The 14614-nt window shown below is 69.4% G+C and carries 11 protein-coding genes; 5 read left to right on the forward strand and 6 right to left on the reverse strand.

The genetic code is table 11. The features are described from left to right. Positions 1-48: 48 nt before the first annotated feature. On the forward strand, positions 49-1422 hold the full coding sequence (locus AC069H_RS41255; RefSeq protein WP_478235944.1) for a dihydrolipoyl dehydrogenase family protein: 1374 nt from the start codon (positions 49-51) through the stop codon (positions 1420-1422). On the opposite strand, the gene AC069H_RS41260 is transcribed toward AC069H_RS41255, so the two are convergent. Continuing rightward, on the reverse strand, positions 1419-2855 hold the full coding sequence (locus AC069H_RS41260) for a hypothetical protein (protein WP_478235945.1): 1437 nt from the start codon (positions 2853-2855) through the stop codon (positions 1419-1421). The genes AC069H_RS41255 and AC069H_RS41260 overlap by 4 nt on opposite strands. Before the next feature lie 246 nt (positions 2856-3101). Between AC069H_RS41260 and AC069H_RS41265 the strand changes: the two genes are divergently transcribed. The 4 genes from AC069H_RS41265 (at position 3102) to AC069H_RS41280 (ending at position 8966) form a co-directional block, all read left to right on the forward strand. Next, entirely contained in the window at positions 3102-4574 is a 1473-nt protein-coding gene (locus AC069H_RS41265) for a S8 family serine peptidase (RefSeq protein ID WP_478235946.1), read from the forward strand. 826 nt (positions 4575-5400) lie between these two features. Further along, positions 5401-5904, forward strand: coding sequence for a DUF3145 domain-containing protein (locus AC069H_RS41270; protein ID WP_091599164.1), 504 nt, complete (start codon positions 5401-5403; stop codon positions 5902-5904). 42 nt (positions 5905-5946) lie between these two features. Then, positions 5947-6540 (forward strand): hypothetical protein, encoded by a 594-nt coding sequence (locus AC069H_RS41275; protein ID WP_340687459.1) that lies wholly within the window; start codon positions 5947-5949, stop codon positions 6538-6540. Between the two features lie 65 nt (positions 6541-6605). After that, positions 6606-8966, forward strand: a complete 2361-nt coding sequence (locus AC069H_RS41280) for a cation-translocating P-type ATPase (RefSeq protein WP_478235947.1) — start codon at positions 6606-6608, stop codon at positions 8964-8966. Positions 8967-9075: 109 nt separating this feature from the next. Here AC069H_RS41280 and AC069H_RS41285 read toward each other — a convergent pair whose 3' ends face one another. From AC069H_RS41285 to AC069H_RS41305, 5 genes are all read right to left on the reverse strand, one after another. Then, positions 9076-10326, reverse strand: coding sequence for a beta-ketoacyl-[acyl-carrier-protein] synthase family protein (locus AC069H_RS41285; protein ID WP_340687428.1), 1251 nt, complete (start codon positions 10324-10326; stop codon positions 9076-9078). A 40-nt stretch (positions 10327-10366) separates the two neighbouring features. Further along, complete coding sequence (locus AC069H_RS41290) at positions 10367-10612, reverse strand: acyl carrier protein (RefSeq protein WP_004559006.1); 246 nt, start codon at positions 10610-10612, stop codon at positions 10367-10369. A gap of 68 nt (positions 10613-10680) precedes the next feature. Continuing rightward, positions 10681-11664: a beta-ketoacyl-ACP synthase III gene (locus AC069H_RS41295; protein WP_125673101.1), complete on the reverse strand. Its 984-nt coding sequence runs from the start codon at positions 11662-11664 to the stop codon at positions 10681-10683. After that, positions 11661-12587, reverse strand: coding sequence for an ACP S-malonyltransferase (locus AC069H_RS41300; RefSeq protein WP_478235948.1), 927 nt, complete (start codon positions 12585-12587; stop codon positions 11661-11663). Before AC069H_RS41300 ends, AC069H_RS41295 begins: the two co-directional genes overlap by 4 nt. 517 nt (positions 12588-13104) lie before the next feature. Further along, on the reverse strand, positions 13105-14319 hold the full coding sequence (locus AC069H_RS41305) for a PucR family transcriptional regulator (RefSeq protein ID WP_005164946.1): 1215 nt from the start codon (positions 14317-14319) through the stop codon (positions 13105-13107). Between the last annotated feature and the right edge of the window lie 295 nt (positions 14320-14614).

Genomic DNA, 14614 nt, shown 5'->3' on the forward strand with positions numbered 1-14614 from the left:
AGCTGCGCGGTGGTGTGCGCTGAATGCATGTCAGCACAGGAATTTGACGTGATCGTGATCGGAGGCGGCCCGGTCGGCGAGGTGGCCGCCGAACGGGCCGCGCGGGGCGGCCTGCGGGTCGCGCTCGTCGAACACGAACGCTTCGGCGGCGAATGTTCTTACTGGGCCTGCATTCCGAGCAAGGCACTGCTGCGGCCGGGGAACCTCCTCGCCGCCGCCAAACGGGTTCCCGGCGTCCCCGTTGGCGACACGGTCGACCCGGCCGAGGTGTTCGCGCGCCGGGACTGGTTCACCGGCAAGGGAGACGACACCGGACAGGTCAAGTGGGCGGAAGGCGTCGGGATCGTCCCGATCCGCGGCCACGGGCGGATCACCGGTGAGCGGGAGATCACGGTCGACGGCGGTGACGTGCTGACCGCGCGGCACGCCGTGATCGTCGCCACGGGCAGCGTCCCGCGGACGCCGTCGATCCCCGGGCTGGACACCGTTTCCCCGTGGGGTTCGCGAGAGGCGACTTCGGCGGAGAAGGTTCCGGGCCGCCTCGGCGTACTGGGCGGCGGTGTAGTCGGTGTCGAAATGGCACAGGCCTTCGCCACGCTCGGCGCCGAAGTCCACCTGATCATCTCGGGTGAACGTCCTTTGCCTCGGCTGCCGGAGTTCGCGGGAGACGCCGTCGTCGCGGGTCTCCGTGAAGCCGGGGTCACCGTGCACACGGGCTCCGGTCTCGACTCCGTGTCCGCTGTGGACGACAGTAAGGAATTGGCCTTGAAAGGTGGTGAGCGGTTGGCCGTCGACGAGTTGCTCGTCGCCACCGGGCGGCGCCCGGCGACCGACGGACTCGGCGTCGAGACGCTGGGGCTCGAAGCGGGCGCGCCGCTCACCACGGACGACAACGGCCGGGTGTCCGCCGTGGACGGTGGATGGCTGTTCGCCGTCGGCGACGTCACCGGCCGGGCGCCCCTGACCCATCAGGGCAAATACGCGGCCAGGGCCGCGGGCGACGCGGTTGCGGCGCAGGCCGCGGGCAAGCCCGTCGACTCCGCCGTGTGGAGCGCGCACAGCGCCACGGCCGATCACTACGCCATCCCGCAGGTCGTGTTCACCGACCCGGAGGTCGCTTCGGTCGGGCTCGCCGGGCCGGAGGAGGGCAAGCCGCACCGCGTCGTCGACATCGACATCGCGGTGGCCGGTTCGTCACTGCACGCGGACGGTTACGCGGGTAAGGCGCGGATCGTCGTCGACACCGAACGCGGCGTCCTGCTCGGCGCGACCTTCGTCGGGCAGGACGTGGCGGAACTGCTGCACGCGGCGACGATCGCGATCGTCGGCGAGGTCCCGCTGTCGAGGCTGTGGCATGCGGTCCCGTCGTTCCCGACGATCAGCGAGGTGTGGCTGCGTCTGCTGGAGGCGTACGGGCTCTAGCCGTTCACGGGCAGTTCGAGCGCGGCCTTCGCGCCGCGAACGAGGCCGGGGTCGTCCGGAGTGGACGGTCCCGGCACCCACACCATCTGGACCAACCGGACCGACTTCCCGTCCAGGCTGCTCTGGTAGGCGGCGCCCTCGAACACCGGGACTTCGCCCTGCCACTGGTTGGTCTCGGTGGCGAGGTCGAGGATGCCGCCCCCGCCGGGGGTGTCGGCGGTGGCCTTGAACGCGGTCGCCTGGTCCGTGCTCGGGAATTCCACGACGGCGATCGTCACCGCGGCGGCCCGGCCGTCGATGGAGCTGGCGAAGCTGGCCCGTTTCACCGCGGAGCAACTCGTCTGCTGAAGGCTCGCCTGGACGTCGCCGTACGCGTGCGACGCGCACTTCTGGTCCGCGGCGGACGCCCGCGACGTGAACTGGATGTTCTCCACCGCGCTGCTGCTCGGCGGCGGCGGACTGGTGGCCGGGGTCGGCGGCGGGGGAGTCTGCGTGGACGCGGTGTCGTCACCGCCGGAAGCGACGCTGATGGCCGCGACCAGCAGCACGATCAGCAAACCGATCGCGGCGACCGGGAGCCATTTCACCGTCTTGGACTGGTGCGACGTCTTCGGGCGGGGCTCGGCGGGGACGGCCTCCGGTGACGGGGCCTGCCTGGCGGGTTGCACGGCGACGGCCTGCTGAACCGGCGGAGTGGCTTGCACCGGCTTGGCGGGCGGAGCGGGAGGGACGGCCGATTTCGTGGGTCTCTTCCCCGGATGCTGCACCGGAACCGTCTGGGCGATCGCGACGAGCGGGTTCTCACGGATCACCGTCGGCTCGTCGTCGGAGTAGGCGCTGAACCCTTCCCCGAGCAACATCTCCTCGGGCATCGGCGGCGCGTCCGGGGCGAGCGCGGCGATCAGCTCCCGCGCCTGCTGGACCGAGCGGGGGCGCGGGGCGGTGGCCAGGGAGACCGTCGCGGCGAGCATCGTCGTCGCCGTCGGGTAGAGGACGCGGACCGAGCCGGCGAGATCCGCGGCGGGCTGGTCGACCGTCTCCACATACGGCCCGACGGCGATGATCGTGCCGATCGGCCCGGCGCCAGGGGCGACGTCCGCGATCTTGTGGGTGCACGCGGCGGACAGCGAGAGCGCGTCCGTGGCCGGGTTGATCGAGGTGTCGCCGTGGACCAGCGGCCAGCCGTCGGCCTTCCACGGCCCGCCGAGCGGGGCTTCGAGTTTCAGCGCCGGATCCGGCAGGTCGACGCCGATGACGATGAGGACACCCTTCGGCATGACCACGACGGCTTCGACGGGCCTGCCGTCGACCGGGCTGGCGCCGATCAGGGCGACCCCGCCGACGACGTTGCTGCCCCGGCCGAGTGATGCCAGCGCGGCGCGGACGTCCTCGGCCACCCGGGACGGCTGCTGAGCGAGGCGAACGAGTCGCACCGAACCCCTCCCCATCTCGTCGGTCTCGGTGCACAAACTAGCGCCTCCATCCGTCCATCCATGTCCCCGCCACCACCCTCAAAGGTGGCGCTTCGCGCCGCTGTACCGATTCCGGGGAAGACACGTCGCAGGTAGGCGAGGTGATATTGCTCCGAAAAGTTGTAATGCGCGTGAGTACCGTCACCCGTCCGGGTGGTACTCGTTGGTAGGTGACAGTTCCCTGCCCCCTGTCACCAGGAGAAACACATGGCCGCATTTCGCCACTGGCGTCGACGTGCAGCACTCGTCGTCGCCCTGCTAGCCGTCCCGGCCGCGGGGATGGCCCCCGCGCAGGCCGCGGGACCGCTCGCACCCGTCGCCCCCGGACTCTCCCGGCTGCTCTCGACCGCCACCGGCGCCACGGGAGTGACCGCGCTCGTGCACGCCGAGGACATCGCCACCGCCGAACGCGCCGCCCGCGCGGCCGGGCTCAAGAAGATCACCTCGTTCGCGAAGATCGGCGTCGTCGCCGTCCGGGGCACGGCGGACCAGGTGCGTGCGGTCCGCGGGGCCGCCGGGGTCACCTACGTCGAAGGCAACGAGAAGCTCAAGGCACACGGCAGCGCCGGCACCACGGCGACGCGAAGCCTCCAGGCCCAGACGCAGCTCAAGGACGCCGGTGGCGCTCCCGTGGACGGCAGGGGCGTCTCGGTCGCGATCATCGACACCGGCGTCGACCCGACGCATCCGGCCTTCAAGGGCGCCGACGGCAAGACACGGGTGGTGCGCAACCTCAAGAGCCTCTGCTTGGACGGCACCACCACGAACTGCATCGTCGACGTCCCGACCTCCGTCGACACCGACACCCTCGCCCTGGGCGGCCACGGCACGCATGTCACCGGCATCGCCGCCGGGAACCGGCTGACGCTGGCCGACGGCACCAAGGTCGGCGGCTCCGCGCCAGGCTCGAAGATCGTTTCGGTCTCGACCGGGGCCGCACTGCTCGTGCTCGGCACGGACGCGGCGCTGAACTGGGTGCTGGAGAACCACAAGGCGCCTTGTGGCTCGGGCGTCGCGGCGTCGGTGTGCCCGCCGATCAAGGTGACCAACAACTCCTACGGCCCGAGCGGCGGCGGCACCTTCGACCCGAACTCGGCGACGGTGAAGCTGCAGCGCGCTCTCGCCGCGGAAGGCGTCGTCACGGTGTGGGCGAACGGGAACGACGGCGGCGACGGTTCGGCGAACCTCTCCAACCCGCCGGGGCAGGACCAGACGCCGGGCGTGCTTTCCGCGGCGTCGTTCAACGACCAGGGCACCGGCACCCGCGACGGCACGGTGTCCGACTTCTCCTCGCGCGGCCTCAAGGCCGACCAGGCGAGCTGGCCCGACGTTTCCGCGCCGGGGGAGAACATCCTCTCGGCGTGCCGTCCGACGCAGCCGATCTGCACGCAGGGCCTCCAGCCCAAGAACGGCCCGGGACTCCTGGATCTCGGCACCTACAACGTGATCAGCGGGACCTCGATGGCGGCGCCGCAGATCACCGGGATCGTCGCGCAGTTGTTCCAGGTCGCGCCGAACGCGAGCCCGGGTGACATCGAGGCCGCGATCAAGGGCACGGCGTACAAGTTCGCGAATGGCTCGCCGTACGTGGCCGCCGGGCCGTACACGTCGAGCTTCGACAAGGGCACCGGCCTGGTGGACACCTTCGCCGCGGCGAAATCCCTCGGCGCCCAGGGCTGAGCCGGACGCCAGTCCGTGAAGGCCTCCTTGAGGGACTCTGGGTCCGTCAAGGAGGCCTTCACGGCGCGGATCTGGACCGGCTACGAGAGCCGGTCACGTCTTGAATGTCCACAAGGGACAGTTTTGGGTGGCGAAATGTCCGATTAACTCCGTGTATGCGTTTTGGCGCGGAGGTCGTGAGCGGCAATGAGGGTTAGAACGTTCATTGCCACGTACCTAAGTTGATCTTGGGCGAGGGTGACAGGTGGGGTTAAGGCTCCCTTCGCTGCGCCTGATGCGACGAAGGGCTGGTCGTGGGTCGGGTTGGTCGTGAGTGGCGTTTCGGGTTCTAACCCGAAACGCCACTCACGACCCCCTCGTGCAATCGACCATCCGGGCATCGATCGGACATTGAGTCAGCGAAAAGTGTCCTTGGTGGACACTCAGGGGCGCGGTCGGCTCCTGTCGGCCAGGGCAACCGAGCGCGTGACCTGCGGCAATCCTCTCCGCTTACGATCAAGACCTCATTCAAGATCAACTTAAGCTACGTGGCATTGGGTTAGAACGCTCATTGCCACTCACGACCCCGCTCCCCACTGCTGACTCGACCACCCGCGTGAGGATCCCTTCGGACGCCGCCGGCACGTGCCTGCGGATGAGGGGCAGCGGCCTTCAAGCGAGTCCTGCGTCCCAATCAGGTGCGACTTGTGGTGTTCATGTGGCCAAACAGCACAGTTGGGGTGCACAATGTGCTCACGCGTACCGGGAGGCGGCACGAGCCACCAGACCAGCGCAGCTCGCGAGGTCGTAGGGGAAGACGCCCCTCGTCGAGTAGCGGAGGTCAGCAGTGAGCACCCGTGGCAACACCCGTGGCGTGGTGTACGTCCACTCGTCGCCGTCTGCGGTGTGTCCGCACGTCGAGTGGGCCATTTCGGGCACCCTGGGTGCCCGAGTCGAGTTGAAGTGGACGGCGCAGCCCGCCAGTCCAGGACAGCTCCGCGCCGAATGTGGTTGGCGTGCGCCTTCGGGCACCGGCGGAAAGCTGGCGTCCGCGCTCAAGGCGTGGCCGATGATCCGGTTCGAAGTCACCGAAGAGCCCAGTGCGGGGGTCGACGGGGAGAGGTTCTGTTTCGCTCCGGGCCTCGGCCTGTGGCACGGCAGGACCAGTGCCAACGGCGACATCGTCGTGGGCGAGGACCAGTTGCGTGCCTTGGTGAGCAAGGTCCGCACCGGCGAATCGCTGGCGCACAAGCTCGACGAGCTCCTTGCCGCCAACTGGGACGAAGCGCTCGAACCGTACCGGCACGCCGGTGACGGCGCCCCGGTCACCTGGCTGCACCAAGTCGGGTAGACGCCGGTGATGACGGAAGAGGCGGGCGGCTAACCTTTCAGGGTGACCGCCCAGCCTCGCCCCCTCTCTCGCCAGCGGTGGCTGATCCCCGTTCTCGTGGTCGTGATCTCCTTGACCGTCGGCGTGGGGTTGCTGGCACGTGATCTCTACACCCGCCCGGAGGCCGCGCCCACCGAGCCGGTCGTGAGCGAGTCGCCGACGTCTGTCGCCCCGGAGCAGCAGCCCGGCTCGCCCGTCGTCGAGGTGACTCCGGACGTCTTCGCGCATCCGCAGTACCAGAGCGTCCGTCAGGTGCTGCAGGGGTATTTCGACTCCATCAACGACCGCGACTATCCGAAGTGGACATCAGTGGTCACCCGTGAGCGGGCCAAGACCAAGACCGCGGCGGAGTGGAAGAAGGACTATCAGTCCACTCGGGACGGCAGCATCCTCGTCTACCGCGTCGAGCCGAGCACGCCGACCATGCTCCGGGTGCTCGTCGCGTTCACCAGTACGCAGGACGTCGAGGACGCGCCGCTGTACCTGCCGGAGGGGTGCATCCGCTGGCGGCTGGTGCTGCCGCTGCGGCTGGAGAGCGGATCATGGCGCGTCGACACCACCGACGGCGGCACCAACCCCGAACACGAAAGATGCTGAAGTAAGGGGCGACATGGTCCCCGAGGCTGACGCGAGGGGGGGCCGGGCGGAATAGAGTCGCGGGCATGGCAATTGATCAGCCGGCCCTGCTGACCGACGCCTCAAGGGGGCTCACCAGCGAAGAAGTCGCCCAGCGGGTGGCGGTGGGCCAGACCAACACGGTCTCGACGAAGACCAGCCGGACGACCGGCGAAATCATCCGGGCGAACGTCTTCACCCGGATCAACGCGATCTACGGCGTGCTGTTCGTGCTCATCCTGTCGACGGGATACTTCATCGACGGGTTGTTCGGCGGGCTGATCATCGTCAACAGCGCGGTCGGCATCATCCAGGAACTCCGGGCGAAACGGACACTGGAACGGCTCGCGATCGTCGGGCAGGCGAAACCGACGGTCCGCCGTGACGGTCAGAGCACCGAGATCGCGCCGGAAGACGTCGTGCTCGGGGACCTCGTCGAACTGGGGCCCGGCGACAAGATCGTCGTCGACGGCCCGACGCTGACGGCCGAAGCGCTGGAGGTCGACGAATCGCTGCTGACCGGTGAATCCGATCCGGTGGTCAAGCAGCCCGGCGACAAGGTGCTGTCCGGCAGTTTCGTCGTCGCGGGCAGCGGCACCTTCCGCGCGGACATCATCGGCGACGAGTCCTACGCGGCGAAGCTGGCCGCGGAGGCCAGCAAGTTCACCCTGGTGAAGTCGGAACTGCGCCAGGGCATCGACAAGATCCTCAAGTTCATCACGTACCTGCTCATCCCGGCGGGCGCGCTGACGATCTACAACCAGCTCGCGGGCGACCAGGCGTGGCCGGACGCGCTGCGCGGCATGGTCGCGGCGCTCGTGCCGATGGTGCCCGAGGGCCTGGTGCTGATGACCAGTGTCGCGCTCGCGGTCGGGGTCATCCGGCTGGGCAAGCGCCAGTGCCTGGTGCAGGAACTCCCGGCGATCGAGGGACTCGCCAGGGTCGACGTGGTGTGCGCGGACAAGACCGGCACGCTCACCGAGAACGCGATGCGGCTCTCCGAGGTCCGGGAGATCACGCCGGGCCATCCGGTGGACGACGTGCTCGCCGCGCTCGCCGCCGCCGATCCGCGCCCGAACGCGAGCCTTCAGGCGATCGCGGAGGCGCACCGGGCCGATCCGGGCTGGCGGGTCTCCACGACCATGCCGTTCTCCTCGGCGCGCAAATGGAGTGGTGCTTCGTTCGGCCCCGACGGCGACTGGGTGCTCGGCGCGGCCGACGTCCTGCTGCCCGAGGGCGAGCATCGGGCGGAGGCCGAGAAGATCGGTTCCCGCGGTCTGCGGGTCCTGCTGCTGGGCCGTGCCGAGCGGGCCGTCGACACGGCCGAAGGCCCCGGCGAGATCGAACCGGTCGCGCTCGTGGTGCTGGAACAGAAGGTCCGCCCGGACGCGAAGGACACGCTGGACTTCTTCGCGCACCAGGACGTCGCGGTCAAGGTCATCTCCGGCGACAACGCCATTTCGGTGGGCGCCGTCGCGAGCACCCTGGACCTGCCGGGCGCGGACAAGCCCGTCGACGCGCGGAAGCTGCCGGACGACGCGGAGAAGCTGGCCGACACCGTCGAGGATCGCGCCGTCTTCGGCCGCGTGACCCCGTTGCAGAAACGCGCGATGGTCGGTGCCCTGCAGTCGAAGGGGCACACCGTCGCGATGACCGGCGACGGCGTGAACGACGTCCTCGCGCTGAAGGACGCGGACATCGGCGTCGCCATGGGCGCCGGCAGCCCGGCCACCCGCGCGGTCGCGCAGATCGTGCTGCTGGACGACAAGTTCGCCACCCTGCCGCACGTCGTCGCCGAGGGGCGGCGGGTGATCGGCAACATCGAGCGCGTCTCGAACCTGTTCCTCACCAAGACGGTCTACTCGGTACTGCTGGCGCTGATGGTCGGCATCGCGCAGGTGCCGTTCCCGTTCCTGCCGCGGCACATCACGATCACCGCGTGGTTCACGATCGGCCTGCCCGCCTTCGTGCTCTCGCTGGCGCCGAACAACGAACGCGCCCGCACCGGCTTCGTCGGGCGGGTGATGCGGATGGCCGTCCCGGCCGGGCTGGTCATCGCCACCGCGACGTTCGTGAGCTACCTGCTGGTGTACAAGGGAGCCGGACAGTCCGAACTGGACAAGATCCAGGCTGGGACGACCGCGCTGATCACGCTCATCACGATCGCGCTGTGGGTGCTCGGGATCGTCGCGCGGCCGTACCGGTGGTGGAAGATCCTGCTGATCGGCGGGATGGTCGTGCTGACGCTCGCGTTGTTCCTGATCCCGTTCACGCAGAAGTTCTTCGCGCTGGACCCGAGCGTGAGCGCGTACACGCTGTCGGCGTTCGCCTGTGCCGGAGTGGGGATCGTGCTGGTGGAGATCGCCTGGTGGGCCGGGCGGCATCTGGTCAAGCGTCAGGAAGCCTGACCGCTTCGCCCCCTCTGCGCGCTGGGCACCTGCCGCAGCGCGCCCCGAAGTACGTGAAGGCCCCCTTCATCGCGCTAGACGCGGTGAAGGGGGCCTTCACGTACTGAAATCAGGCCGCCGGGGTGAACAGCAGCGCCGTGTTGTGCCCGCCGAAGCCGAACGAGTTGCTGATCGCCGCGCCCAGCTCGACCTTGCGCGCCTCACCGGAGACAACGTCGAGCTGCACCTTCGGGTCCAGGTCTTCGAGGTTCAGTGTCGCCGGGATGAGCCCGTGGTAGATCGCCAGGATCGTGGCGATGCCCTCGACCGCGCCCGCACCGCCGACCAGGTGGCCGAGCGCGCCCTTGGGAGCGGTCACCACGACGTGCTCGCCGACGGCGTTGCGGATCGCCGCCGCCTCGCCGACGTCGCCGACGACCGTCGAGGTCGCGTGCGCGTTGACGTGGCCGACGTCGGCAGGGGAGACCCCGGCCATCGTCATCGCCTGCCGCATGGCGGCGATCTGGCCGACGCCCTCCGGGTGGTTGCCCGTGATGTGGTACGCGTCCGAAGTGATCCCGTACCCGCTCAGCTGCGCGTAGATCCGCGCGTTGCGGGCCTTGGCGCGGTCCGCCCGCTCGAGGATCACGACGCCGGAGCCCTCGCCGAGGACGAAACCGTCACGGTTCACGTCGAACGGCCTGGAAGCCTTCGCCGGGTCGTCGTTGCGGGTGGACACCGTCCGCGCCTGGGCGAAACCGGCGAGGGTGATCGGGTGGATGCACGATTCGGCACCACCGGCGACCACGACGTCGGCACGGCCCGAGCGGATCATCTCGTAACCGGCGGCGATGCCTTCCGCGCCCGACGCGCAGGCCGACGCGGGCGAGTGCACGCCGGCACGCGCCTTCAGGTCGATCCCGACGTGAGCGGCGGGGCCGTTCGGCATCAGCATCGGCACGGTCAGCGGGGAGACCTTGCGGAGTCCCTGCTTGTGCAGAAGGTCGTTCTGGGAGATCAGGGTGACCGGACCGCCGACACCGGTACCGATGGTCACCCCGAGGCGCTCGGGTTCCACATCCTGATGCTCGTCGGTCGGCTGCTCGAAGCCCGCGTCCGCCCAAGCCTGCCGGGCGGCGATGAGCGCCACCTGCTCACAGCGGTCCAGCCGCCGGGCCTGGACCCGCGGCAGGACTTCGGACGGGTCGACGGCGAGCATGGCGCCGATCTTCACCGGCAGTTCGAGTTCGTCGACCCAGTCGGCTTCGATACGGCGGATCCCGCTCGCCCCGGCGAGCAGGCCGTCCCACGTGGACGCGACGTCCCCGCCGAGCGGCGTGGTCGCGCCCATCCCGGTGATCACGACGTCGATGTTGCTCATTGGAGTCTCCCCAAGGTCGGCGCCAATCAAGAAGTCGGACTTACTTGGAGTTGGCCGACACGTAGTTCACCGCGTCGCCAACGGTCTTCAGGTTCGCCAGCTCGTCGTCCGGGATCTTGACGCCGAACTTGTCCTCGGCCTGGACAGCGATCTCCACCATGGACAGCGAGTCGATGTCGAGGTCGTCCACGAAGGACTTCTCGGCGGTCACGTCGTCCTGCGCCACACCGGCGACCTCTTCGACGATCTCGGCGAGGCCGGCGAGGATCTCTGCGTTGTCTGCCACTGGTTGTTCCCTTCTCGGTGATGCTTTCGGCTGCCCCGCGGACACGGTGTCCACAGGGGAAGTATTCATCACGGGCAGACGAAGGCCTGGCCCGCGTAGGAGAGTCCGGCACCGAAGCCCACGGCGAGCACGACGTCGCCCGGTTTGGCGGTCCCGGCCTTGCGCATATGGTCCAGCGCCAGCGGAATCGACGCGGACGAGGTGTTGCCCGAGTACCTGATGTCGTCGGCGACGACCATGTCCTCGCGGGCGCCCTTGGCGCGCAGCTTCTTGGCGATGGCCTCGACGATACGCAGGTTGGCCTGGTGCGGGATCAGCACGTCCACATCGGACGGTTCGAGCCCGGCGAGTTCCAGCGCCTGCATGGCGATCGGCGCGATCTGCGTGGTCGCCCAGCGGAAGACCGACTGGCCCTCCTGGTAGATCCACTTGTCGTCGCGCATGTAGATCAGGTCGACGTGCTCGCCCGCGCTGCCCCACGCGACCGGGCCGATCTGCGCGGTGTCGGCCGCGCCGACCACCGCCGCGCCGGCGCCGTCGGCGAAGATGATCGCGTTCGCGCGGTCGACCGGGTCGACGTGGTCGGTGAGCTTCTCGGCGCCGATGACGAGCGCCTTCTTCGCGCTGCCCGCGCGGATCAGGTCCGAGGCGACGCCGATGCCGTAGCAGAACCCGGCGCAGGCGGCGTTGAGGTCGAACGCGGCCGGATGCGTGATGCCGATCCGGTCGGCCACCTGTGCGGCGGCGTTCGGGATCTGGGTGGGCATGGTGCAGTTCGGCAGGATGACCGTGTCCACTTCGGACGGATCCACGCCGGCGTCCGCCAGTGCGGCGGTTCCCGCCTTGACCGCCATGTCGACCAGCGACTCGTCCTTCTCGGCGAACCGGCGCTCGACGATGCCGACCCGCTCGCGGATCCACTGGTCGTTGGTGTCCATGATCTTCGAGAGATCGTCGTTGGTCACGATCTTCTCGGGCTGGAAGCTCCCGACACCGAGGATGCGGGTCCCGGCGGCGCCCGGTGCCTGCCGCAAAGTGGATCGGTCGGTCACGAAGCGTCCTCCTGCCCCTGAAGCTTCGCCAGCTCGGCCGGCGTCTTCAGAGCGATCGTGGTGGTCACGGTTCCCTTGAGCTGCCGCTTGACCAGCCCGGTCAGCGTGCCCGCCGGCGGGAGTTCGAGCGTCGAGGTGACACCCGCGGCGACCAGACCGTCCATGGTCAGGTCCCAGCGCACCGGGCTCGTGACCTGCTTGACCAGCCGGTCGAGGTACTCGGCCCCGCTGGTGACAACCTGGCCGTCGGCGTTCGACAGCAGCGGACGCGTCGGGTCCGCCGGGGTGATCTTCGCAGCGTGGGCCGCCAGCGCTTCACGCGCGGGTGCCATGTAGGAGGTGTGGAACGCGCCCGCGACCTTGAGCGCGCGGACCTTCGTGCCCTCCAGCGGCTCGGCCACGATCTTCTCGATCGCGTCGGCGGCGCCGGAGGCGACGATCTGGCCTGCGCCGTTGCGGTTCGCCGCGGCGAGGCCGTGCCCCTCGAGCCACGCGACGACCTGCTCGGGGTCGCCGAGCATGACCGCGGCCATGCTCGTGGGCTCCAGCGCGCACGCCTTCGCCATTTCCGCGCCGCGGACGGCGGCCAGCGCGACGGCGTCTTCGGAGCTCAGCACCCCGGCGACGGCGGCGGCCGCCAGCTCGCCGACGGAGTGACCGGCGACCGGCGCGTCCGCGGCGACCGGGGCCTCACGCTGAAGGTACTCGAACGCCAGCAGTGACAGCGCCACGATCAGCGGCTGCGTGATCGCGGTGTCCTGGATCTCTTCGGCGTCCGCTTCGGTACCGAGGCGGACGAGGTCGAGACCGGCACGCTCGGACCAGGCTTCGACGCGCGCGCGGGCGCCGTCGAGCTCGAGCCAAGGGGAGAGCATGCCTGGGGCTTGGGAACCCTGACCGGGGGCGAGGACTGCAACTGTCACCCCATTAGAGAACACTCTCGGCCACCATGGTCGTGATGCCGACGCTCACCAAGTCCGGCCGACGTAATTGTCGGAACCCTCCAAAAGCGCCTTCCTGATCTCCGCGCTTAACCCAAAAGCCTTGTCGGGTTCAACCAGCTTTCCCTATGAACTCCGTCACTGCGCAGAGTTACCAAGCCGGGTTGATGGGCAAGGTGCGCCTTTGTGAGTGTTTCGGGTCGTTATGGCCGAAGGGGGCTCGAAGGTGGCGTGGCGGGGCTGGTTCGGTGCTCAGTGGCGAACGCCATGTCCTGAAGGGTCCCTTGAAGACATCCTGCGTCTCAAAGGGGGGCCTTCGGGTCATGCCCGCGGCCACGAAACCCTCATGTGGGCGCCGGACATGCCGCCCTTGTGATCGGTGGTGCTGCTGGGGTTCAAGTTGGTGCTCCGGGAGGGATGAGGGGAACATCGAGGGACTCTGGGGCCCGCAAGGAGGCCTTCTCGGCACTGCGGTTCCACTCACGATCAACCGGGCGCGTCACCAGAGGCCGCGGGCACGGGCCAGCCGCCCGACCGTCAGCGCCACCTTCAGCACCCAGGCGTCCCGCGATTCGGCGGCGTGGCGGCCGGTGAGTTCGGCCGCCTTCCGCAGCCGGTACCGGACGGTGTTCGGATGCACGAACAGCGTCCGCGCGCAGGTCTCCAGGACGCCGCCGCTGTCGAGGTAGGTCTCCACCGTCCGCAGCAGTGCCGGGCCCGCTTCCTCCAGTGGTCGCGCGATCTGCTCGACGAGCAGGCGCTCGGCCTCGGGGTCGCCGGACAAGGCGCGTTCCGGCAGCAGGTCGATCGATCTCGCGGGCCGCGGCGCGCCCGGCCAGCCGACGACGGCACGCAGACCGGAAAGCGCCTCTGTCGCGCTGTGGTGTGCTTCGGCGAGCGTGGGCACCGTCGGCCCGGCGACGACCGGGCCCTCGGCGAAGGCGACCGAAAGCTTGGTGAGGATCTCGCGGTCCTTGACGCTGCCGTCGGTGGGCCCGGCGACGACCACGACCAGCCGGGAGCCCTGCACCGAGAGCAAGACCGGGCGCCCGACCCGCGCGGCGCGGCTGCGCACTTCGAACACGACGGCGGGCGGGTCGTCCGACGTCGGGGTGCCGACCAGCGCGGTGGCGGGAGCGGCCGGATCCCAGCCGAGCGCGGCGGCGCGGGAGAGCACCGCTTCCTCGGCGTCGCCGCGGACGATGCCGTCGACGACCAGCGCTTCCAGTCGCGCGTCCCAGGCGCCTCGCGCCTCGGCCGCGGCCGCGTAGGAGTTGGCGGCGGCGAACGCGATCTCCCTGCCGTAGCGCAGGATCCCCTCGATCAGCGCGGCGCGTTCCGCTTCGTTCGCGGCGAACTCGGGCAGCTGCTCCTCGAACACCTCGATCGCCAGCCGGACCATGCCGACCGCCTGCCGCAGGCTCACCCACCGGGAAAGCTCGGCGGGTGCTTCGCGGAAGGCTTCCGTGGTGAGGGAGAGGGCCTCCTTCGCGTCGCGAAGCCAGTCGACGAAGCCGGCGGCACCCGCTTGGGTGATGAGCAGGACGCTCGCGCGCTGGTCGGCGGGAAGCCGGGCGAACCAGCTCAGCCGCTCTTCCATCACCGCCACGCTCGCGCTCGCGAGCCGGCCGGAGGCGTGTTCGAGCCGCCGGAGGGTCTTGGCGGACAGCCCGTGGTGCTTGGGCACACGCCGTCCGGAGGTCGCATCAGCCATGGTCAGCCGATCCTAGGCCGTGTCCGGCAAGTGGTCTTCGCGCCCAGGTGGTCCCTGGATCACGAAGCCCATCGAACAGACTTACCGGACACCGCCTAGTCCGCCGGGCAAAGGGCGCTTCTTCCTGCGGCCTTTCGCCGTCCGTGTCCGAAGTGGACGGTCATCGGCGATGAATGGTGAAAGGTGTTCGCATAAAAACTCGAGGCCGCCCGACGCTAGCGTTTTTCGCTGCGCCGGACGGCCTCGTCTCCCCGGTCCCCACCGGTGGAACAAGTATGGGACTTGTCGATCTTTT

The organism is Amycolatopsis sp. NPDC043887 (assembly GCF_056435665.1).

Coding starts and splice junctions, on each gene's coding strand:
- AC069H_RS41265 (WP_478235946.1), top strand. CDS start 3,102: ATGGCCGCATTTCGCCACTGGCGTCGACGTGCAGCACTCGTCGTCGCC.
- AC069H_RS41280 (WP_478235947.1), top strand. CDS start 6,606: ATGGCAATTGATCAGCCGGCCCTGCTGACCGACGCCTCAAGGGGGCTC.
- AC069H_RS41285 (WP_340687428.1), bottom strand. CDS start 10,326: ATGAGCAACATCGACGTCGTGATCACCGGGATGGGCGCGACCACGCCG.
- AC069H_RS41305 (WP_005164946.1), bottom strand. CDS start 14,319: ATGGCTGATGCGACCTCCGGACGGCGTGTGCCCAAGCACCACGGGCTG.